General features: G+C 39.9%; 15 protein-coding genes. 12 read left to right on the forward strand and 3 right to left on the reverse strand.

Going from position 1 to position 15,111, the window contains the following annotated elements:
• The first annotated feature begins 24 nt into the window (after nucleotides 1-24).
• Nucleotides 25-582: a YqgE/AlgH family protein gene (locus H5119_RS10535; RefSeq protein ID WP_077536955.1), complete on the forward strand. Its 558-nt coding sequence runs from the start codon at nucleotides 25-27 to the stop codon at nucleotides 580-582.
• Nucleotides 583-597: 15 nt separating this feature from the next.
• Nucleotides 598-1,047 (forward strand): Holliday junction resolvase RuvX, encoded by a 450-nt coding sequence (gene ruvX / locus H5119_RS10540; RefSeq protein WP_077536954.1) that lies wholly within the window; start codon nucleotides 598-600, stop codon nucleotides 1,045-1,047.
• Nucleotides 1,048-1,270: 223 nt separating this feature from the next.
• On the opposite strand, the gene H5119_RS10545 is transcribed toward ruvX, so the two are convergent.
• Together H5119_RS10545 and H5119_RS10550 are read right to left on the reverse strand one after the other, a co-directional pair.
• Nucleotides 1,271-2,407, reverse strand: coding sequence for a PilT/PilU family type 4a pilus ATPase (locus tag H5119_RS10545; RefSeq protein WP_077536953.1), 1,137 nt, complete (start codon nucleotides 2,405-2,407; stop codon nucleotides 1,271-1,273).
• 9 nt (nucleotides 2,408-2,416) lie between these two features.
• Nucleotides 2,417-3,457, reverse strand: coding sequence for a type IV pilus twitching motility protein PilT (locus tag H5119_RS10550; RefSeq protein ID WP_138586153.1), 1,041 nt, complete (start codon nucleotides 3,455-3,457; stop codon nucleotides 2,417-2,419).
• Between the two features lie 2 nt (nucleotides 3,458-3,459).
• On the opposite strand from H5119_RS10550, the gene H5119_RS10555 reads away from it, so the two are divergent.
• The 8 genes from H5119_RS10555 to H5119_RS10590 all read left to right on the forward strand — a co-directional run bounded on the left by H5119_RS10555 (nucleotide 3,460) and on the right by H5119_RS10590 (nucleotide 10,507).
• Entirely contained in the window at nucleotides 3,460-4,173 is a 714-nt protein-coding gene (locus H5119_RS10555; protein ID WP_182702195.1) for a YggS family pyridoxal phosphate-dependent enzyme, read from the forward strand.
• Nucleotides 4,174-4,190: 17 nt separating this feature from the next.
• A complete protein-coding gene (gene proC / locus H5119_RS10560; RefSeq protein WP_182702196.1) occupies nucleotides 4,191-5,012 on the forward strand; it encodes a pyrroline-5-carboxylate reductase in 822 nt (273 codons plus the stop codon).
• Between the two features lie 26 nt (nucleotides 5,013-5,038).
• On the forward strand, nucleotides 5,039-5,572 hold the full coding sequence (locus tag H5119_RS10565) for a YggT family protein (RefSeq protein WP_077538936.1): 534 nt from the start codon (nucleotides 5,039-5,041) through the stop codon (nucleotides 5,570-5,572).
• A 59-nt stretch (nucleotides 5,573-5,631) separates the two neighbouring features.
• Nucleotides 5,632-6,075: a DUF4426 domain-containing protein gene (locus H5119_RS10570; protein WP_077536949.1), complete on the forward strand. Its 444-nt coding sequence runs from the start codon at nucleotides 5,632-5,634 to the stop codon at nucleotides 6,073-6,075.
• Nucleotides 6,076-6,082: 7 nt separating this feature from the next.
• Nucleotides 6,083-6,682, forward strand: a complete 600-nt coding sequence (gene rdgB, locus H5119_RS10575; protein WP_077536948.1) for an RdgB/HAM1 family non-canonical purine NTP pyrophosphatase — start codon at nucleotides 6,083-6,085, stop codon at nucleotides 6,680-6,682.
• Nucleotides 6,679-7,815 (forward strand): radical SAM family heme chaperone HemW, encoded by a 1,137-nt coding sequence (hemW, locus tag H5119_RS10580; RefSeq protein WP_182702197.1) that lies wholly within the window; start codon nucleotides 6,679-6,681, stop codon nucleotides 7,813-7,815. Before rdgB ends, hemW begins: the two co-directional genes overlap by 4 nt.
• Before the next feature lie 67 nt (nucleotides 7,816-7,882).
• Entirely contained in the window at nucleotides 7,883-9,724 is a 1,842-nt protein-coding gene (locus tag H5119_RS10585; RefSeq protein ID WP_182702198.1) for a DUF885 family protein, read from the forward strand.
• A gap of 114 nt (nucleotides 9,725-9,838) precedes the next feature.
• Complete coding sequence (locus H5119_RS10590) at nucleotides 9,839-10,507, forward strand: hypothetical protein (RefSeq protein ID WP_182702199.1); 669 nt, start codon at nucleotides 9,839-9,841, stop codon at nucleotides 10,505-10,507.
• Here the strand turns inward: H5119_RS10590 and H5119_RS10595 are convergent.
• Nucleotides 10,490-10,933: a hypothetical protein gene (locus tag H5119_RS10595; protein WP_138586162.1), complete on the reverse strand. Its 444-nt coding sequence runs from the start codon at nucleotides 10,931-10,933 to the stop codon at nucleotides 10,490-10,492. The genes H5119_RS10590 and H5119_RS10595 overlap by 18 nt on opposite strands.
• A 274-nt stretch (nucleotides 10,934-11,207) precedes the next feature.
• Between H5119_RS10595 and H5119_RS10600 the strand changes: the two genes are divergently transcribed.
• Together H5119_RS10600 and H5119_RS10605 are read left to right on the forward strand one after the other, a co-directional pair.
• The gene (locus H5119_RS10600; RefSeq protein ID WP_182702200.1) at nucleotides 11,208-13,877 is read left to right on the forward strand and encodes a bifunctional acetate--CoA ligase family protein/GNAT family N-acetyltransferase; all 2,670 of its coding nucleotides are present in this window, start codon (nucleotides 11,208-11,210) and stop codon (nucleotides 13,875-13,877) included.
• Nucleotides 13,877-14,845: an ion transporter gene (locus H5119_RS10605; RefSeq protein ID WP_182702201.1), complete on the forward strand. Its 969-nt coding sequence runs from the start codon at nucleotides 13,877-13,879 to the stop codon at nucleotides 14,843-14,845. The genes H5119_RS10600 and H5119_RS10605 overlap by 1 nt, the downstream gene beginning before the upstream one ends.
• Nucleotides 14,846-15,111: the final 266 nt, after the last annotated feature.

Consider the following 15,111-nt stretch of genomic DNA (forward strand, 5'->3'; position numbering starts at 1 on the left):
TGGTATAACTAAAGGGTGAAATCTATGCAGTCATTAGAAAATCATTTTTTAATCGCGATGCCGTCGATGCAAGACCCTTTTTTTAAACGTGCTGTTACCTATATTTGTGAGCACAATGAAGATGGGGCTATGGGCTTGGTAATTAACCAACCAATTAATGTAACCGTTGGTGAATTGCTCGATAAAGTAGAAATTGATAACGATAAATCACAACAAGCAGCTCAAGTTGCTGTATTTGCCGGAGGCCCAGTTAAAACGGACAGAGGCTTTGTATTACACTCTCCAAAATTAGGCTATACCTCAAGCCAAAAGCTCAGTAATGAAATAATGATCACGACCTCAAAAGATGTACTCGCGAGCTTAACAACTGCGCAAGCACCTGATCAATTTATTATAACCTTAGGCTACTCGGGTTGGGAACAAGGCCAGTTAGAGCAAGAGCTGCTTGATAATAGTTGGCTGATTATAGAGGCTGATCCTAAGATTATTTTTGACACACCCGTTGAAAAAAGATGGGAAAAAGCGGTTTCAATGCTGGGCTTTGACGTAAGTCAACTCAGCCCCGAAGCAGGCCATGCATAACTAAATAAGATACAAATGACAAAACGAATATTTAAGCCGCAAGGCGAGCGAACGGTAATGGGTTTTGATTTTGGCACCAAAAGTATTGGTATTGCCATAGGCCAAGAACTCACTGGCAGTGCGTCGAGCCTTAAAGCTGTAAAAGCACAAGATGGCATTCCTAATTGGGATGATATTGCAGTACAAGTAAATGAATGGCAACCCGATTTAATGGTTGTTGGCTTGCCACTAAATATGGATGGAACGTCACAAGAAGTTACCTTTAAAGCTAAAAAGTTTGCCAACCGATTACACAACCATTATGGCATTGCGGTGCAAACTCAAGATGAGCGTTTAACAACCGCTGATGCTAAAGCCCGCTTATTTGAACAAGGTGGTTATAAAAAGCTAGGTAAAGGCAATGTTGATAATATGTCTGCCGTGATTATTTTAGAAAGTTTTTTTGAATCTAGTTATGGTGAATAACAAAAATGTATAATACCAATCTGCTTATATATGGGGTCTATTTAACGTTAAGAAAATTACGCTACAACTAGACAAAAATTTTTGTATCTAGTTGTTCTAAATAAAAAATTTTTAACGACGTTATAGTGCAATTTAATCCGTTAAATTGATCAAAGATTTATGCAGTTTGGTATAAATAAAAAAAGCGCCAAATTGGAGCTTTTTTTATGGTTAAGTGTAATTTTTAATAGTTACTGTCTTTTCCATCCATACCATCAATTGTCACACCTTGTAAAAAACCAGCTCCTTGCTGCTCGTTATTACGCAGTTTAATCATTAAGCGCAAATCATTTGGTGAGTCTGCGTGGTGTAGTGCATCGGCGTAATTAATTCGTTGCTGGCTGTAAAGCTCAAAGAGTGCTTGGTCAAAAGTTTGCATTCCCATCTCTTTCGATTTAGCCATTGCGGTTTTAATACCACCAATATCGCCCGTTTTAATTAGCTCTGCTATCATTGGCGAATTAAGTAAAATCTCGATTGCAGCAACTCGGCTTTCACCATCTGACGTTGGCACTAATTGCTGAGCAACGATAGCACGCAAGTTAAGTGCTAAATCATACTTTAGCTTATCGTGCTTTTCTTTAGGCACTAAATGCATAATACGGTCAATCGCTTGGTTGGCATTATTTGCATGTAGTGTAGCAACACATAAGTGGCCTGTTTCAGCAAAACTTAGCGCATATTCCATAGTTTCTTGTGAGCGTATTTCACCAATCAAAATTACATCTGGCGCTTGGCGCAAAGAGCTTTTGAGGGCTGCTTCAAAGCTTTCGGTATCAAGCCCTACTTCGCGCTGAGTAATAATACTTTTGCGATGCTCATGAACAAATTCAATTGGATCTTCAATTGTTAAAATATGCCCGCGCTGGTTGCGGTTTCTATAACCAATTAATGCAGCTAACGAGGTCGACTTACCCGTACCAGTGCCCCCTACAAACAGCACAAGACCTCGCTTAGACATAATTACATCAGTCAGCGTCGAAGGTAATCCTAACTCTTGTATATCCGGTATCTGCGTGATTATTCGGCGAATAACCATTCCTGCTCTATCGCGCTGCCAAAAAGCGGATATACGAAAACGCCCTTCATCCGTCGCAATCGCAAAATTGCATTCTTTAGTGTTATGAAATTCTGCTTTTTGCTTTTCGCTCATTGCAGACTCAACTAATTCAAGAGACTGCGCATCGGTTAGCTTCTCATCTGCTAAAGCAATAAGCTCGCCATTAATTTTTGCACTAATGGGTAACTGGCTCGATATAAATAAATCAGAACCTTTTTTCTCAATCATTATTAATAAAAAGTGATGTAAAGATAAAGCCATAATAATTCCTTAACCGCCAAACTGTGTTTTGTCTTGTGCTTTAGCTTGTGCTGCAGTGTTAGTAATAACCCCGTGATTAACCAAACTGGTTAAACACTGATCCATTGTCTGCATGCCCATTGAAGCACCCGTTTGAATAGATGAGTACATTTGCGCAATTTTATCTTCACGGATCAAATTACGAATCGCTGGAACAGCAATCATAATTTCGTGGGCGGCAACACGCCCTCCACCAATTTTTTTAATTAATGTTTGCGAGATCACAGCACGTAAAGACTCAGAAAGCATTGAGCGGATCATCGATTTTTCTTCACCTGGGAAGACATCAATAATACGGTCAATCGTTTTTGGAGCCGATGTTGTGTGAAGTGTACCAAATACAAGATGACCCGTTTCGGCGGCTGTCATTGCAAGCCGAATAGTTTCTAAATCACGCAGCTCACCCACCAATATTACATCGGGGTCTTCACGTAACGCACTTCTAAGTGCATTGGAGAAACTATGTGTATCACGATGAACTTCACGCTGGTTAATTAAGCTTAGCTTATTGTCGTGAACAAATTCGATTGGATCCTCTATTGTCAGGATATGGTGATGCTTTGTTTGATTTATATAATCAACCATCGCTGCAAGTGTTGTTGATTTACCTGATCCCGTAGGACCTGTGACCAAAACCAGTCCGCGCGGATTGTCTGAAATTGTTTTGAAAATATCAGGAGCACCTAAATCATCAAGTGTGAGCACGTCACTTGGAATAGTACGAAATACGGCTGCTGGGCCGCGATTAGAATTAAATGCATTAACACGAAAGCGCGCAAGATTAGGCACTTCAAACGAAAAATCGACTTCCAGATTTTGTTCATAGTCCTTACGCTGATTATCGTTCATAATATCGTAGACCAAACTGTTTACGTCTTTTTCTTCTAATGCTGGTATATTAATGCGACGCACATCACCATCTACACGTATCATAGGTGAAACACCTGATGATAAATGTAAATCGGATGCTTTGTGTTGCACACTAAACGCCAATAATTCGGTAATATCCATTTATGACTCCACAACTAACTGATAAATATATGGTTACAATAGCAGAACGACTCACATCCGCCTACGCTAGAATCGCAGTGGCTGCAAAAAACACACAACGAAATAACAACGAAATAACTTTGCTAGCAGTGTCTAAAACTAAACCAAGCGAAGATATTATTGCCGCTTACGAGCACGGTCAACGCGAATTTGGTGAGTCATATGTTCAAGAGGCTGTAGATAAAATAGCTCAACTACACGCATATAGCGACATCATTTGGCATTTCATTGGCCCTATTCAATCAAATAAAAGTGCCTTAGTGGCTAGCAATTTTGATTGGGTGCAAAGTGTTGATCGACTAAAAATAGCCAAGCGGTTAGACAGCCAGCGCCCTGGAATAATGCCGCCACTTAATGTACTTATTCAAGTAAATATCAGTGCAGAAGAAGCAAAGTCAGGATGTCACCCTGATGAAATCACTGAATTAGCTCAATTTATAGAGCAATGTACACATTTAACCTTACGTGGACTGATGGCAATTCCTGCAAAAACAGCTGTTACGCAGGTGCAAGTTCAATATTTTGAGCAATTACAAACTTGCTTTGATAAACTAAAGACCCAATATCCTCAAATAGATACTTTGTCGATGGGTATGAGCAACGACGTTGAAGCAGCAATAAGTGCAGGTTCAACGATGGTAAGGATCGGCACAGACATTTTTGGAACACGAACTTAAAAGGTGATAACAGATTTATGTCAGATAAAAAAATCGCATTTATAGGCACGGGTAATATGAGCTACGCCATTATTGGTGGCATGGTAAAAAACGGTTTTAACGCAAATAACATCATTGCGACTAACCGCAACCAAGATAAGCTTGCTAAGGTAGCAGCCGACTTCAAGGTGCAAACCACCAGTGACAATAACGAAGCCCTGCGCGATGCTGATGTAATTGTTTTGTCTGTTAAACCACAAATGATGGGCGATCTATGTCAATCGTTTCAAGAATCGGGTGTAGACTTTAGTAACAAACTATTTATTTCTGTTGCTGCGGGTTTAACCGTAAAACGTTTACGCGAAATGCTAGGTCAAGACGTTAAAATGATACGCTGTATGCCAAACACGCCGTCTTTATTAGGCCGTGGCGTATCTGGCTTATATGGCGCAGATGAAACGCAAAGCGAACACGAGTTTGTACAACAGGTGTTTGAATGTACGGGCATTGTTGTATGGGTTGAACACGAATCACAAATAAACGATATTATTGCGGTTACAGGTTCATCGCCTGCTTATTTTTTCTTGTTTATGGAAGCCATAGAAGAAAAAGCCAAAGCGCTAGGGTTTAACAATGAAGACGCTCGTCGTTTAGTCCAGCAAACAGCATTAGGTGCAGCGGAAATGGCACTTAGCCAGCCTGATATTAGTATTTCGCAGTTACGCTCAAACGTAACATCTAAGGGCGGTACTACTCACGCAGCGGTTGAGCATTTAAAAGAGCAAGGCTTAACAAAAACGGTTGGCGATGCAATAGATGCATGTATCGCACGTGCGATGCAAATGGAAAAAGAACTTTAAAATTACTTTTTATTGAAGGTTACACTATGAATGCCATGCAATTTTTAATCAGTACCCTGTTTGATTTGTTTTTAATGGTGGTATTACTGCGCTTTTGGCTGCAGTGGGCAAAAGCCGACTTTTATAATCCAATGAGCCAGTTTGTGGTTAAAGCCACTTCGTTTGCAGTAAAGCCTCTGCGCAAAATCATTCCAGGATTTGGTGGGCTTGATTTAGCCTCACTATTGCTGGCATTTATTGTCGCAATAGCCAAAATAAGCACTTTAATGCTTGTTATGTATGGCGCATGGGCAATACAACCTGTACTCATTCAAGCATTTATAACGGTGCTAAAAGAAGGCCTTAACTTAATATTTTGGGTTCTTATTATTCGCGCTATTTTAAGTTGGGTTAGCCAAGGCTATAACCCTATTGAAGCGGTTTTTCATCAACTTACTGAACCAATGCTAAAACCAATTCGTAAAATTTTACCGTCAATGGGCGGACTAGATCTATCTGTTTTAGTGCTTATTATTGGTATTCAATTTTTGCAAATGCTGCTTATGGACTTTTTAGCCTAATATAAATTTTAACAAAAGAGGCCAAAGGCCTCTTTTTTATATGTTTTAAGGAATACACAATGAATCGCTTAATTAAATTTTGTTTTATTGCCTTTTTAGCGCTTGCGTTTAATGCGCACAGCGAACAAATGCAAGGTGCACAATATAAAGAACTTGGCCCTTGGCAAGTGCATTACATTGCCTTCCCATCTACGTTTATTCAACCAAAAATAGCAAAAGCATATGGCCTTGAACGTAGTGGTTATAAAGGTATTGTAAATATTTCTATTTTAAAAAATGATGCCGACAACACAGCCCAAACGGCAAAGCTTACTGGTACCGCTAGAAACCTACTTGGCAACAAACAAACGCTTACTTTTAAAGAAGTAAAAGAAGGTGACTCAATTTATTACCTTGCCCAAGTTGATTACACTAACGAAGAAATTTTACGATTTGAAATTGAAATTCAACAAAGTAGTCAATTTCAAAAATTACAGTTTCAACAAAAATTTTACGTAGATTAAATACATTATGAGCAAAACTTTAGTACTCGCCACTGGCAACCTTGGCAAAGTTAACGAACTAGCAAACATGCTGCGTCCACTTGAAATTAATGTGGTTCCACAAAGTGATTTTAACGTGAGCGACGTGGCCGAAACGGGCACTACCTTTATTGAAAATGCCATTATTAAAGCGCGTCATGCTGCTAAAATTACTGGTATGCCGGCCATTGCCGACGATTCAGGTTTAGAAGTTGATGGTTTAAATGGTGCGCCTGGTGTTTATTCAGCACGCTTTGCAGGCGCGCAAGCTAGCGATCAAGATAACATTGATAAGCTACTGATTGATTTAGGTGATAACCCTGTTCGTAGCGCACGATTTTGGTGCGTACTAGTACTAATGCGCCACGCAAGCGATCCAACACCACTGGTTTGCAGTGCTAGCTGGGAAGGCGAGATCACATTAACTCAAAATGGCAACGGTGGTTTTGGTTACGATCCGGTGTTTTTTGTGCCTACACTTAATTGTACAAGTGCTGAGCTTACAAAAGAGCAAAAAAATGCAGTAAGTCACCGCGGTCAAGCATTGCAAAAATTACTGCTAGAATTAAAGCAAAAAGGCGGCCTGTGAATCTTCCACCTCTGAGCTTATATGTGCACGTACCTTGGTGCGTGCAAAAATGTCCGTACTGCGATTTTAATAGCCACGGACAGAAAGGCGAAATACCTGAAGCTGAATATGTTCAGCATTTAATTGATGATTTAAAAGCGGATTTGCACTTAGTGCAAGGGCGTAAAATTCATAGTATTTTTATTGGTGGCGGCACTCCAAGCCTATTAACAGGTGCAGCTTACACCCGCTTACTTAATGAAGTTGATAGCTTAATTGGGCTTGAAGAGCACTGCGAAATCACCCTTGAAGCGAACCCTGGCACAGTAGAAACAGGTCGCTTTAAAGATTACGTAAAAGCGGGCATTAATCGAATTTCAATTGGCGTGCAAAGCATGCAAAACGACAAGCTAAAAGCACTTGGTCGAATTCATGGCAGCGACGAGGCAAACTACGCTGCGCAGCAAGCCAAAGAAGCCGGTTTAAATAGCTTTAACTTAGATTTAATGCATGGCTTACCGGGGCAAACTCTTGACGATGCACTGAGCGATTTAAAGCAAATAATTGCGCTCGATCCTCCTCATATATCGTGGTATCAGTTAACTATTGAACCCAATACGCAGTTTGCGTCAAAACCCCCTACCCTTCCTCGAGATGAAACACTGTGGGACATTCAAGAGCAAGGGGTCGAGCTACTCGCGCAAGCGGGTTACATACAATACGAAATATCGGGCTATGCAAAAGCTGGCTATCAATGCCAACATAACTTGAATTATTGGCGTTTTGGCGATTATCTTGGTATTGGCTGCGGCGCACATGGTAAGGTTACTGATGAAAATACAGGGCTTATTACGCGCACTGAAAAAGTTAAACATCCGCGCGGCTATATGGATTTAATTAAACCCTATATGTATAAAAGCTGGCACGTAGAGCAAGATGATTTAGCATTTGAGTTTTTTATGAATCGCTTTCGCCTTGTTGAACCTTGCCCTATTAACGATTTTAATAAATTAACTACACTGCCATTACTAAGCCAGCAAGATGCATTAAACCAAGCCATTAACAAAGGCTTGCTGGTTAAAACAGATAGCCATTGGCAAGTAACATTAAAAGGTCATCGCTTTTTAAACGACCTTTTAGAATTATTTGTGTAGTACTTAGTAATCAAATGAAACAATATAAAAACACCCTAATGGGTTTCCAATAACAAAAGGGAAGACAATGCGTAAACTTACTTTTATTGCAGCGGCTATAAGCACTGCACTTCTTGCTGGTTGCCAACAAGCACCGCAGCAATCAACTGCAACTCCTGTCGTACAAACTCAAGCGGTGCAATCACAACAAAGTGAAATAGACAAAGCAAATACGTTTTTTGAAGATACATTTAACCGTGATGTAATGAGCAGCCCTGTGTACCAAACTTATATGGGCATTAAGCAAGATTACGATAAATGGGATGATGGCAGCGAAGAAAGAAAGCTTAAAGATTTTGCACAAACAAAAGCCGACCTAGTGGCACTAACAGCAATCAATCGTGATTTATTAGATGATGCGACAAAGGTAAGCTACGACTTAAAAAAACAAGATCTTGAAAGTTCTATTGCTGACTTTAAATGGCGCTACCATAATTACCCAGTAAACCAAATGTATGGCACTCACTCGATGATCCCTGCATTTTTGATCAATCAACACCAAGTTAGTAATGTAAAAGAAGCAAAAGACTACATTTCGCGCTTAAATGGTGTAACCGCTGTTATTGATCAACTTATTACTGATCTAGATGTACGTGCACAAAAAAATATTATTGCGCCTAAATTTGTGTTTCCACACGTCATTGATTCAAGCAAAAATATCATTAAAGGCGCACCGTTTGAAAAAGGCGATGACTCTACCCTGCTTGCCGATTTTAAACGCAAAGTAACTGCACTTGAAATCAGTCAAGCCGAAAAAGATTCGTTAATTAACGATGCATCAGACGCATTAGAATCGGCAGTTAAACCATCTTACTCTAAGCTTATTAATTACCTAGCGCAGCTAGAAAAGCGTGCTGACGACCGTGATGGCGCATGGAAGTTACCTGAAGGTGAAGCGTTTTATAACAATGCACTTAAGCGCACAACAACGACAGACTTAACGGCTAAAGATATTCATGCTATTGGTCTATCTGAAGTAACACGTATTCATGATGAAATGCGTGAAATTAAAAATAAAGTAGGCTTTAAAGGTGATTTAAAAGCGTTTATGCAGTTTATGAAAACTGACAAGCAATTTTACTACCCAAACACTGCACAAGGTAAGCAGCGTTATCTTGACGAAGCAACGGGCCTTATTGACACAATGAAGTCTCGCCTTGATGAGCTATTCATTGTTAAGCCAAAAGCGGACCTGAAAGTTAAAGCTGTTGAAGCGTTTCGAGAAAAAGCAGCCGGTAAAGCATTTTATCAACAGCCTGCGCCAGATGGTTCACGCCCAGGAGTTTACTACGCCAACCTTTATGATATGGAAGCAATGCCAACCTATCAAATGGAAGCATTAGCTTACCATGAAGGTATTCCGGGTCATCACATGCAAATAGCTATCTCGCAAGAGTTAGAAGGCGTGCCTAAGTTCCGTAAATTTGGTGGCTACACAGCCTACATTGAAGGTTGGGGTTTATACTCAGAATTAGTGCCAAAAGAAATGGGTATGTACTCAGACCCATACTCAGACTTTGGCCGCCTTTCTATGGAATTATGGCGTGCTTGTCGTTTAGTCGTTGATACGGGTATCCACGCAATGAAGTGGACTCGTCAAGAAGGTATTGATTACTACGTAAATAATACACCTAATGCTACATCTGATGGTGTTAAAATGGTTGAGCGTCACATTGTAATGCCTTCACAAGCAACGGCTTATAAAGTAGGCATGCTTAAGATTTTAGAACTGCGTGAAGATGCTAAAAAGCAGCTTGGTGATAAGTTCGATATTCGTCAATTCCACGACGTTGTCCTTAAAAATGGCCCAGTACCATTAAATGTACTAGAAAACTTTGTTAACGAATGGATAGCAAGTAAACAAGCTTAATACCGATTTAAAGCACTTGTTTAAATATGAAAGGTCGCATTTGCGACCTTTTTTTTGTTTTATATAGCAGGAGTTTAAGCTAGAGTGAATAAGCCCTTAGCGATGGAGAATATAATGGATTTAAGCATACAATTACTTAACGCACGCATTTCAAAGCAGCAGTTAAATGAGCTCGATAACGACTTTAAACAGTTGACGCCGGCTCAACAAACTCTGCAGCTAAATCACTTATATGAAAGTGCTCAGCGCTTGAGTATAAAATATGATTTTATGCAAAATATCGCTATCCGTATTTTAACAAACAACATGCCGCCAGCACCTTTTGTTAACCAATTAATAACTGTTGATGCATTGAGTTTTTTTACGCCTGCACTGAGAATAAACAAAGGTTTTTTAGCGCAAGACATTCAGGGGAATAACGTACTACATAATGTATTTAAACATGCCGATTCAAAAAAATTACCTTTTAATTATGTGCGATCTTTAATGTTATTTGAATCTAACGACGACTTACTTAAAGCTCTAGCACAGACGAATAAACAAGGACTCACCCCTGTCGCTTGTTATATCGCTTACGCACACAAACAAAATACACCAGTAAAGCATGAGTTTTCAGCATTACTCGCGCTTATGGAAATAGAGCAAAAACAAAACCCAAATGCAAAGCAACAGCTTGCTAACGCATTAAAAGAAGTAAACCTAAGCGAAACAACTATTTTACTAAGTGCCGCTTACTTACAGCGTTCAACAGCCCAAGTTGTACACTTAATCAAGGCGCTTTAACTCACTAACAACTTCTATACGTACATTATCAATAGCATGTGTTATAGATTGCGCAGCACTTTCATGCTCAACCATATTAGGCCAATTAGTTTGCCAGTTTTTTTGCAATTTTTGAGCTTTTAATCGTACTTTGTCGACGGCTAAATAGCTCAAGTCATGAATCAGATTAACTTTCACCCACCCTTTTCTTGGACTACCTTCAACTTCGTTACTATCGTAATGCGCTGCAAATACTATAAGTTCAAGCTCAGCTAGTTCTTGTAATATTTGAAAACTCGCAATACGTGTATTGTTATTATCCTCACTTACTTCCATACGCCATGCGTTATAACTAAAACCTATAAACGCAAACACCACACTCGCTATTGCGGTAAAAAAATACGAACGTGGGGCCAAAACAAACTGACCATATTTAGACTCTGACATATTATTTCCTTGGGCGTGTTGATTTTTGTGGATTGAAATTTGTTCAATCTAGGGGCGATTAAATCGTGACGCGGGGTTTTTAAATAAAGCAAAAACGAATTAAACCAATACTTAAACAAATAGCTGTTATAACAATATAAAAACCGGATGCTTTTTTCACATTAACCTCCTTGATCAACGTCAATAATAAGCAATCGCGCGCTCGAAATAACACGATAAACAGGGTACATTGAGACTATTAATAACGCAAAATTTAATCTGCCAGGGAAAAACCATGAGCCTTAAGCGAATTAGTCAGTTTTTTAACCCAAGCTCAGTGGCCGTTATTGGTGCCTCTAATATCTCTACCCGTGCAGGTTTCGTGGTTATGCGTAATTTGCTTCAAGGCGGCTTTAAAGGACCTATCATGCCTGTTACTCCAAACCATACTGCGGTACATGGGGTACTTGCTTATTCTTCGATTGCTGACTTACCAAAGGTACCTGATCTTGCGGTTATTTGTACAAACAAAAATACCTTGATAAACATTATTAAGGAACTCGCAGAGCTAGGCTGTAAAAGTGCCATTATTATTGCCGATGGCCTCTCAAGTGAACAAAATAGTGCGCTAAAAGCATGTGCCCAACTTCATCACGTTACTTTACTTGGGCCCAATTGTTTAGGTTTGTTGATCCCCCATATTGGCTTAAATGCAAGTTTTTCACACACCATAGCAAACCCAGGTAAAATTGCATTTGTATCGCAATCAGCAGCAGTCTGTTCAACTATTTTAGATTGGGCAAAAAATAAAGAAATTGGCTTTTCATATTTTGTATCCGTAGGCGACTGTCTTGATATCAATTTTAGTGAGCTACTTGATTTTTTAGGACGTGATGCTAAAACAAACGCTATTTTACTCTACATAGATAATATTGAAGATACCCGAAGCTTTATATCAGCAGCGAGAGCCGCCGCTTTTAGTAAACCCGTTATTGCAATTAAAACAGGAAAAACAAGCGCTGGCGCGCTCGCTGCAGAAATTCACACCGGTGGAAAACAAAGCTCTGATGCTGTTTACGATGCGTTATTTCAGCGTGCTGGTATGCTACGCGTAAACGATCTGCGTGAGCTATTTGCGGCAACACAAACCTTAGCTATGCATCCTAAGTTATTAAAAGTAGAACAACTTACTATTTTAACAAATGGTGGCGGACCAGGTGTAATGGCTGTTGATGAGCTTATTCAAAGCTCAGGAAAGTTAGCCGAACTAAGCAATGAAACACGGCGGGCGCTTAATAAAGTGATCCCGCAATCAGATACTACGTCAAACCCTGTCGATATTTTTGGCGATTCAGCCCCCGCTCGTTATAAGCAAGCATTAGAAATTTTACTGCATGCAAAAGAAGTTAAAAACTTACTGATAATTCATACCCCTTCGGCTTTAGCACCAAGCGAAGACTACGCCAATATTATTGTTGAAACCTTACAAACACTCCCTAAAATGGCACGTCCTTACGTTATTACTAACTTTATGGGTGAAGACGCATCCTATGCTGCAAGAAAAGTGTGTTCTAACAATGCAATACCTACATATCGTACGCCAGAAGGGGCTGTAGGCGCATTTATGCATTTGGTCACTTATCGCCGTAACCAAAAACATTTAACGCAAACACCTGAGTCGAACACCGATGATGCCAAAATAAATAAAGTGGCTGCAACAGCAATAATTAATGAGCAGTTAGATGATGAACAAAGTTACTTATCTACTCACCAAGCGAGTCAAATTTTAAGTCATTATGGTATTGAATGTATTCAAACTGAAGTTGCTTACACACCAACAGAAGCTAAAGAACAAGCCATAGAGCTTGGTTTTCCAGTAGCATTAAAGCTTATTAGCCCAAGTATTGCTTCTAAATCCGAAGTCGGTGGCGTGGTGCTCAACCTAAACGATGCAAACGAAGTTGAGCAGACGGCTTTTGCGATGCTTATTCGTATTAAAAACACTTACCCTGATGCAATTATTGAAGGGTTTTCACTACAAAAAATGGCGCCACGAGCCGGCGCGAATGAACTTCGAATTGCAATTAAAACAGAGCCCAATTTTGGCCCTGTTATTTTATTAGGTGAAGCAGGAACGGGGCTTGAGTACGCGCAAGCAGCCGTTGCTTTGCCTCCATTAAATATGAACTTGGCAAAATATTTAATTGCCGCAGCGCACGACAAAGGCGTATTAAAAGAGCGAATACTCCCCGAAAAAGTCGATAAATACCGTTTATGTGCGCTACTAACTCGTATTTCGCAATTAGTTATTGATCAGCCGGATATAAGCTCAATGGAGCTTAACCCTATACTTGCCAGTAATGGGCAATTTTTAGTGCTTGATGCGACTATGACACTTGACCGCTATAAAGCTCAAAGTCATCGTAAGCGCTTATCTATTCGCCCCTACCCCATTGAGCTTGTTGAGGTTGTCACACTTAAAAACAACACACGGGCAACTCTTAGACCTATAAAACCTGAAGATGAGCAAGCACATCAGGCATTTGATCAATCACTTAATAAAGAAGATCGATACAAGCGTTTTTTTGGTGAACTACCACAGTTTAATCATGATCAACTCGCCAAAATGACGCAGATTGACTACGATCGTGAGATGGCTTTTATTGTGTGTCAACGATTTGAAGGTAAAACACGCACGCTAGGTGTATCAAGAGTTATTATGGATCCCGATAACTTACATGCTGAATTTGCTATTGTTGTACGTTCAGACTGTCAAGGGTTAGGCCTTGGGCGAATACTGATGACAGCTGCAATTAATCATTGTAAACGCCAAGGAGTAGAATCAATTGAAGGTATTACCTTGCCAGAAAACACTGGGATGATTGAACTTGCGCGTAAGCTAGGTTTTAAAATTAGCCGCGATTTTGAAGAAGGCAGTATTAATATGGTACTTAAACTTAAATAATGAAAAAAACACTAACACTAAGACAAAGAATAGCTGGCTTATTTGAAGGCACCGGAGATTACCAACGTGCCGGTCATATGCTCGATGTAGCACTCATTAGTTTAATTATGATTAATGTAGTGGCAATTGTAATTGAGTCTATAGCAAGCGTTGCACAGCAGTATTACGATGCGTTTTTAATGTTAGAAATAATCTCAGTGGCTATTTTTGCAATTGAATATTGTGTAAGGCTCTGGGCTTGTGTGGATAAAACCAAGTATGCCGCGATTGAAGGCTCTAATACCAAGCGTCGGTTAAAGTACCTTTTATCTCCATTGGCTATTATAGATTTAATCGCTATTTTACCTAGTTTATTAATGTTCTTGTTCCCGCTCGATTTACGTTTTTTACGTGTACTTCGGCTCTTGAGGGTATTTAAGCTAACTCGCTATTCACGTGCTATGCAGCTACTTTTGCAAGCTTTTGTAAATGAAGGTAGCGCTCTCTTTGCAGCCTTTTTTATTATGGCTGTGGTACTCATTTTAGCTTCCTGCGGTGTCTATTTAATTGAGCACGACGTGCAACCAGATAAGTTTGGATCTATTCCTGCCGCTATGTGGTGGGCAATGGCAACACTAACTACTGTAGGTTATGGCGATGTAGTGCCAATAACGCCGCTTGGCAAATTATTTGGTGGCGTTATTACCTTACTTAGCATGGGGATGGTAGCGATTCCTACAGGCTTATTAGCTTCAAGTTTTTCAGAGCAATTACGTAAACGCCGTCAGTTTTTTGAAGACGCGGTAAATGAGCAAGTCCACGGTAATACAATCAACGATGGCTCTCTTAACGACGAACAACGTAACCACCTAGAAGAGCTTCGCCATAAGCTAGGGCTTAGTAAACTAGAAGCAAATAAAGCAATAAAAGCTCAACTTAACGAACGTAATAGCCACTTATTTTGTCGCAATTGTGGAAAACGCCCCTAAGGCGTGTTGACCTTTCGTGATTGATTTTGTAGCAGTGTGTTTGGCATTTAGGCAAGGCAGAGTCTATGTGTTGTAGTTATTCCCCATAAATAGGCGATAACGCAGCATAAATGCCAAACATGCGCTGCCCTTTGAGCTCGATCTAGGGACGATTAACTCTTTGTTGCTCGGTTTTTACTTATTCTTACAGGGATGTAAGCCATTAGAGTAACGCAGGAGCAGTTACCGAGCCCACTCGATTACAAACCTCGCGCCGCGATTAAATC

The organism is Pseudoalteromonas sp. SG45-5, assembly GCF_014164085.1.
GTDB classification, from domain to species: Bacteria; Pseudomonadota; Gammaproteobacteria; order Enterobacterales; family Alteromonadaceae; genus Pseudoalteromonas; species Pseudoalteromonas aliena.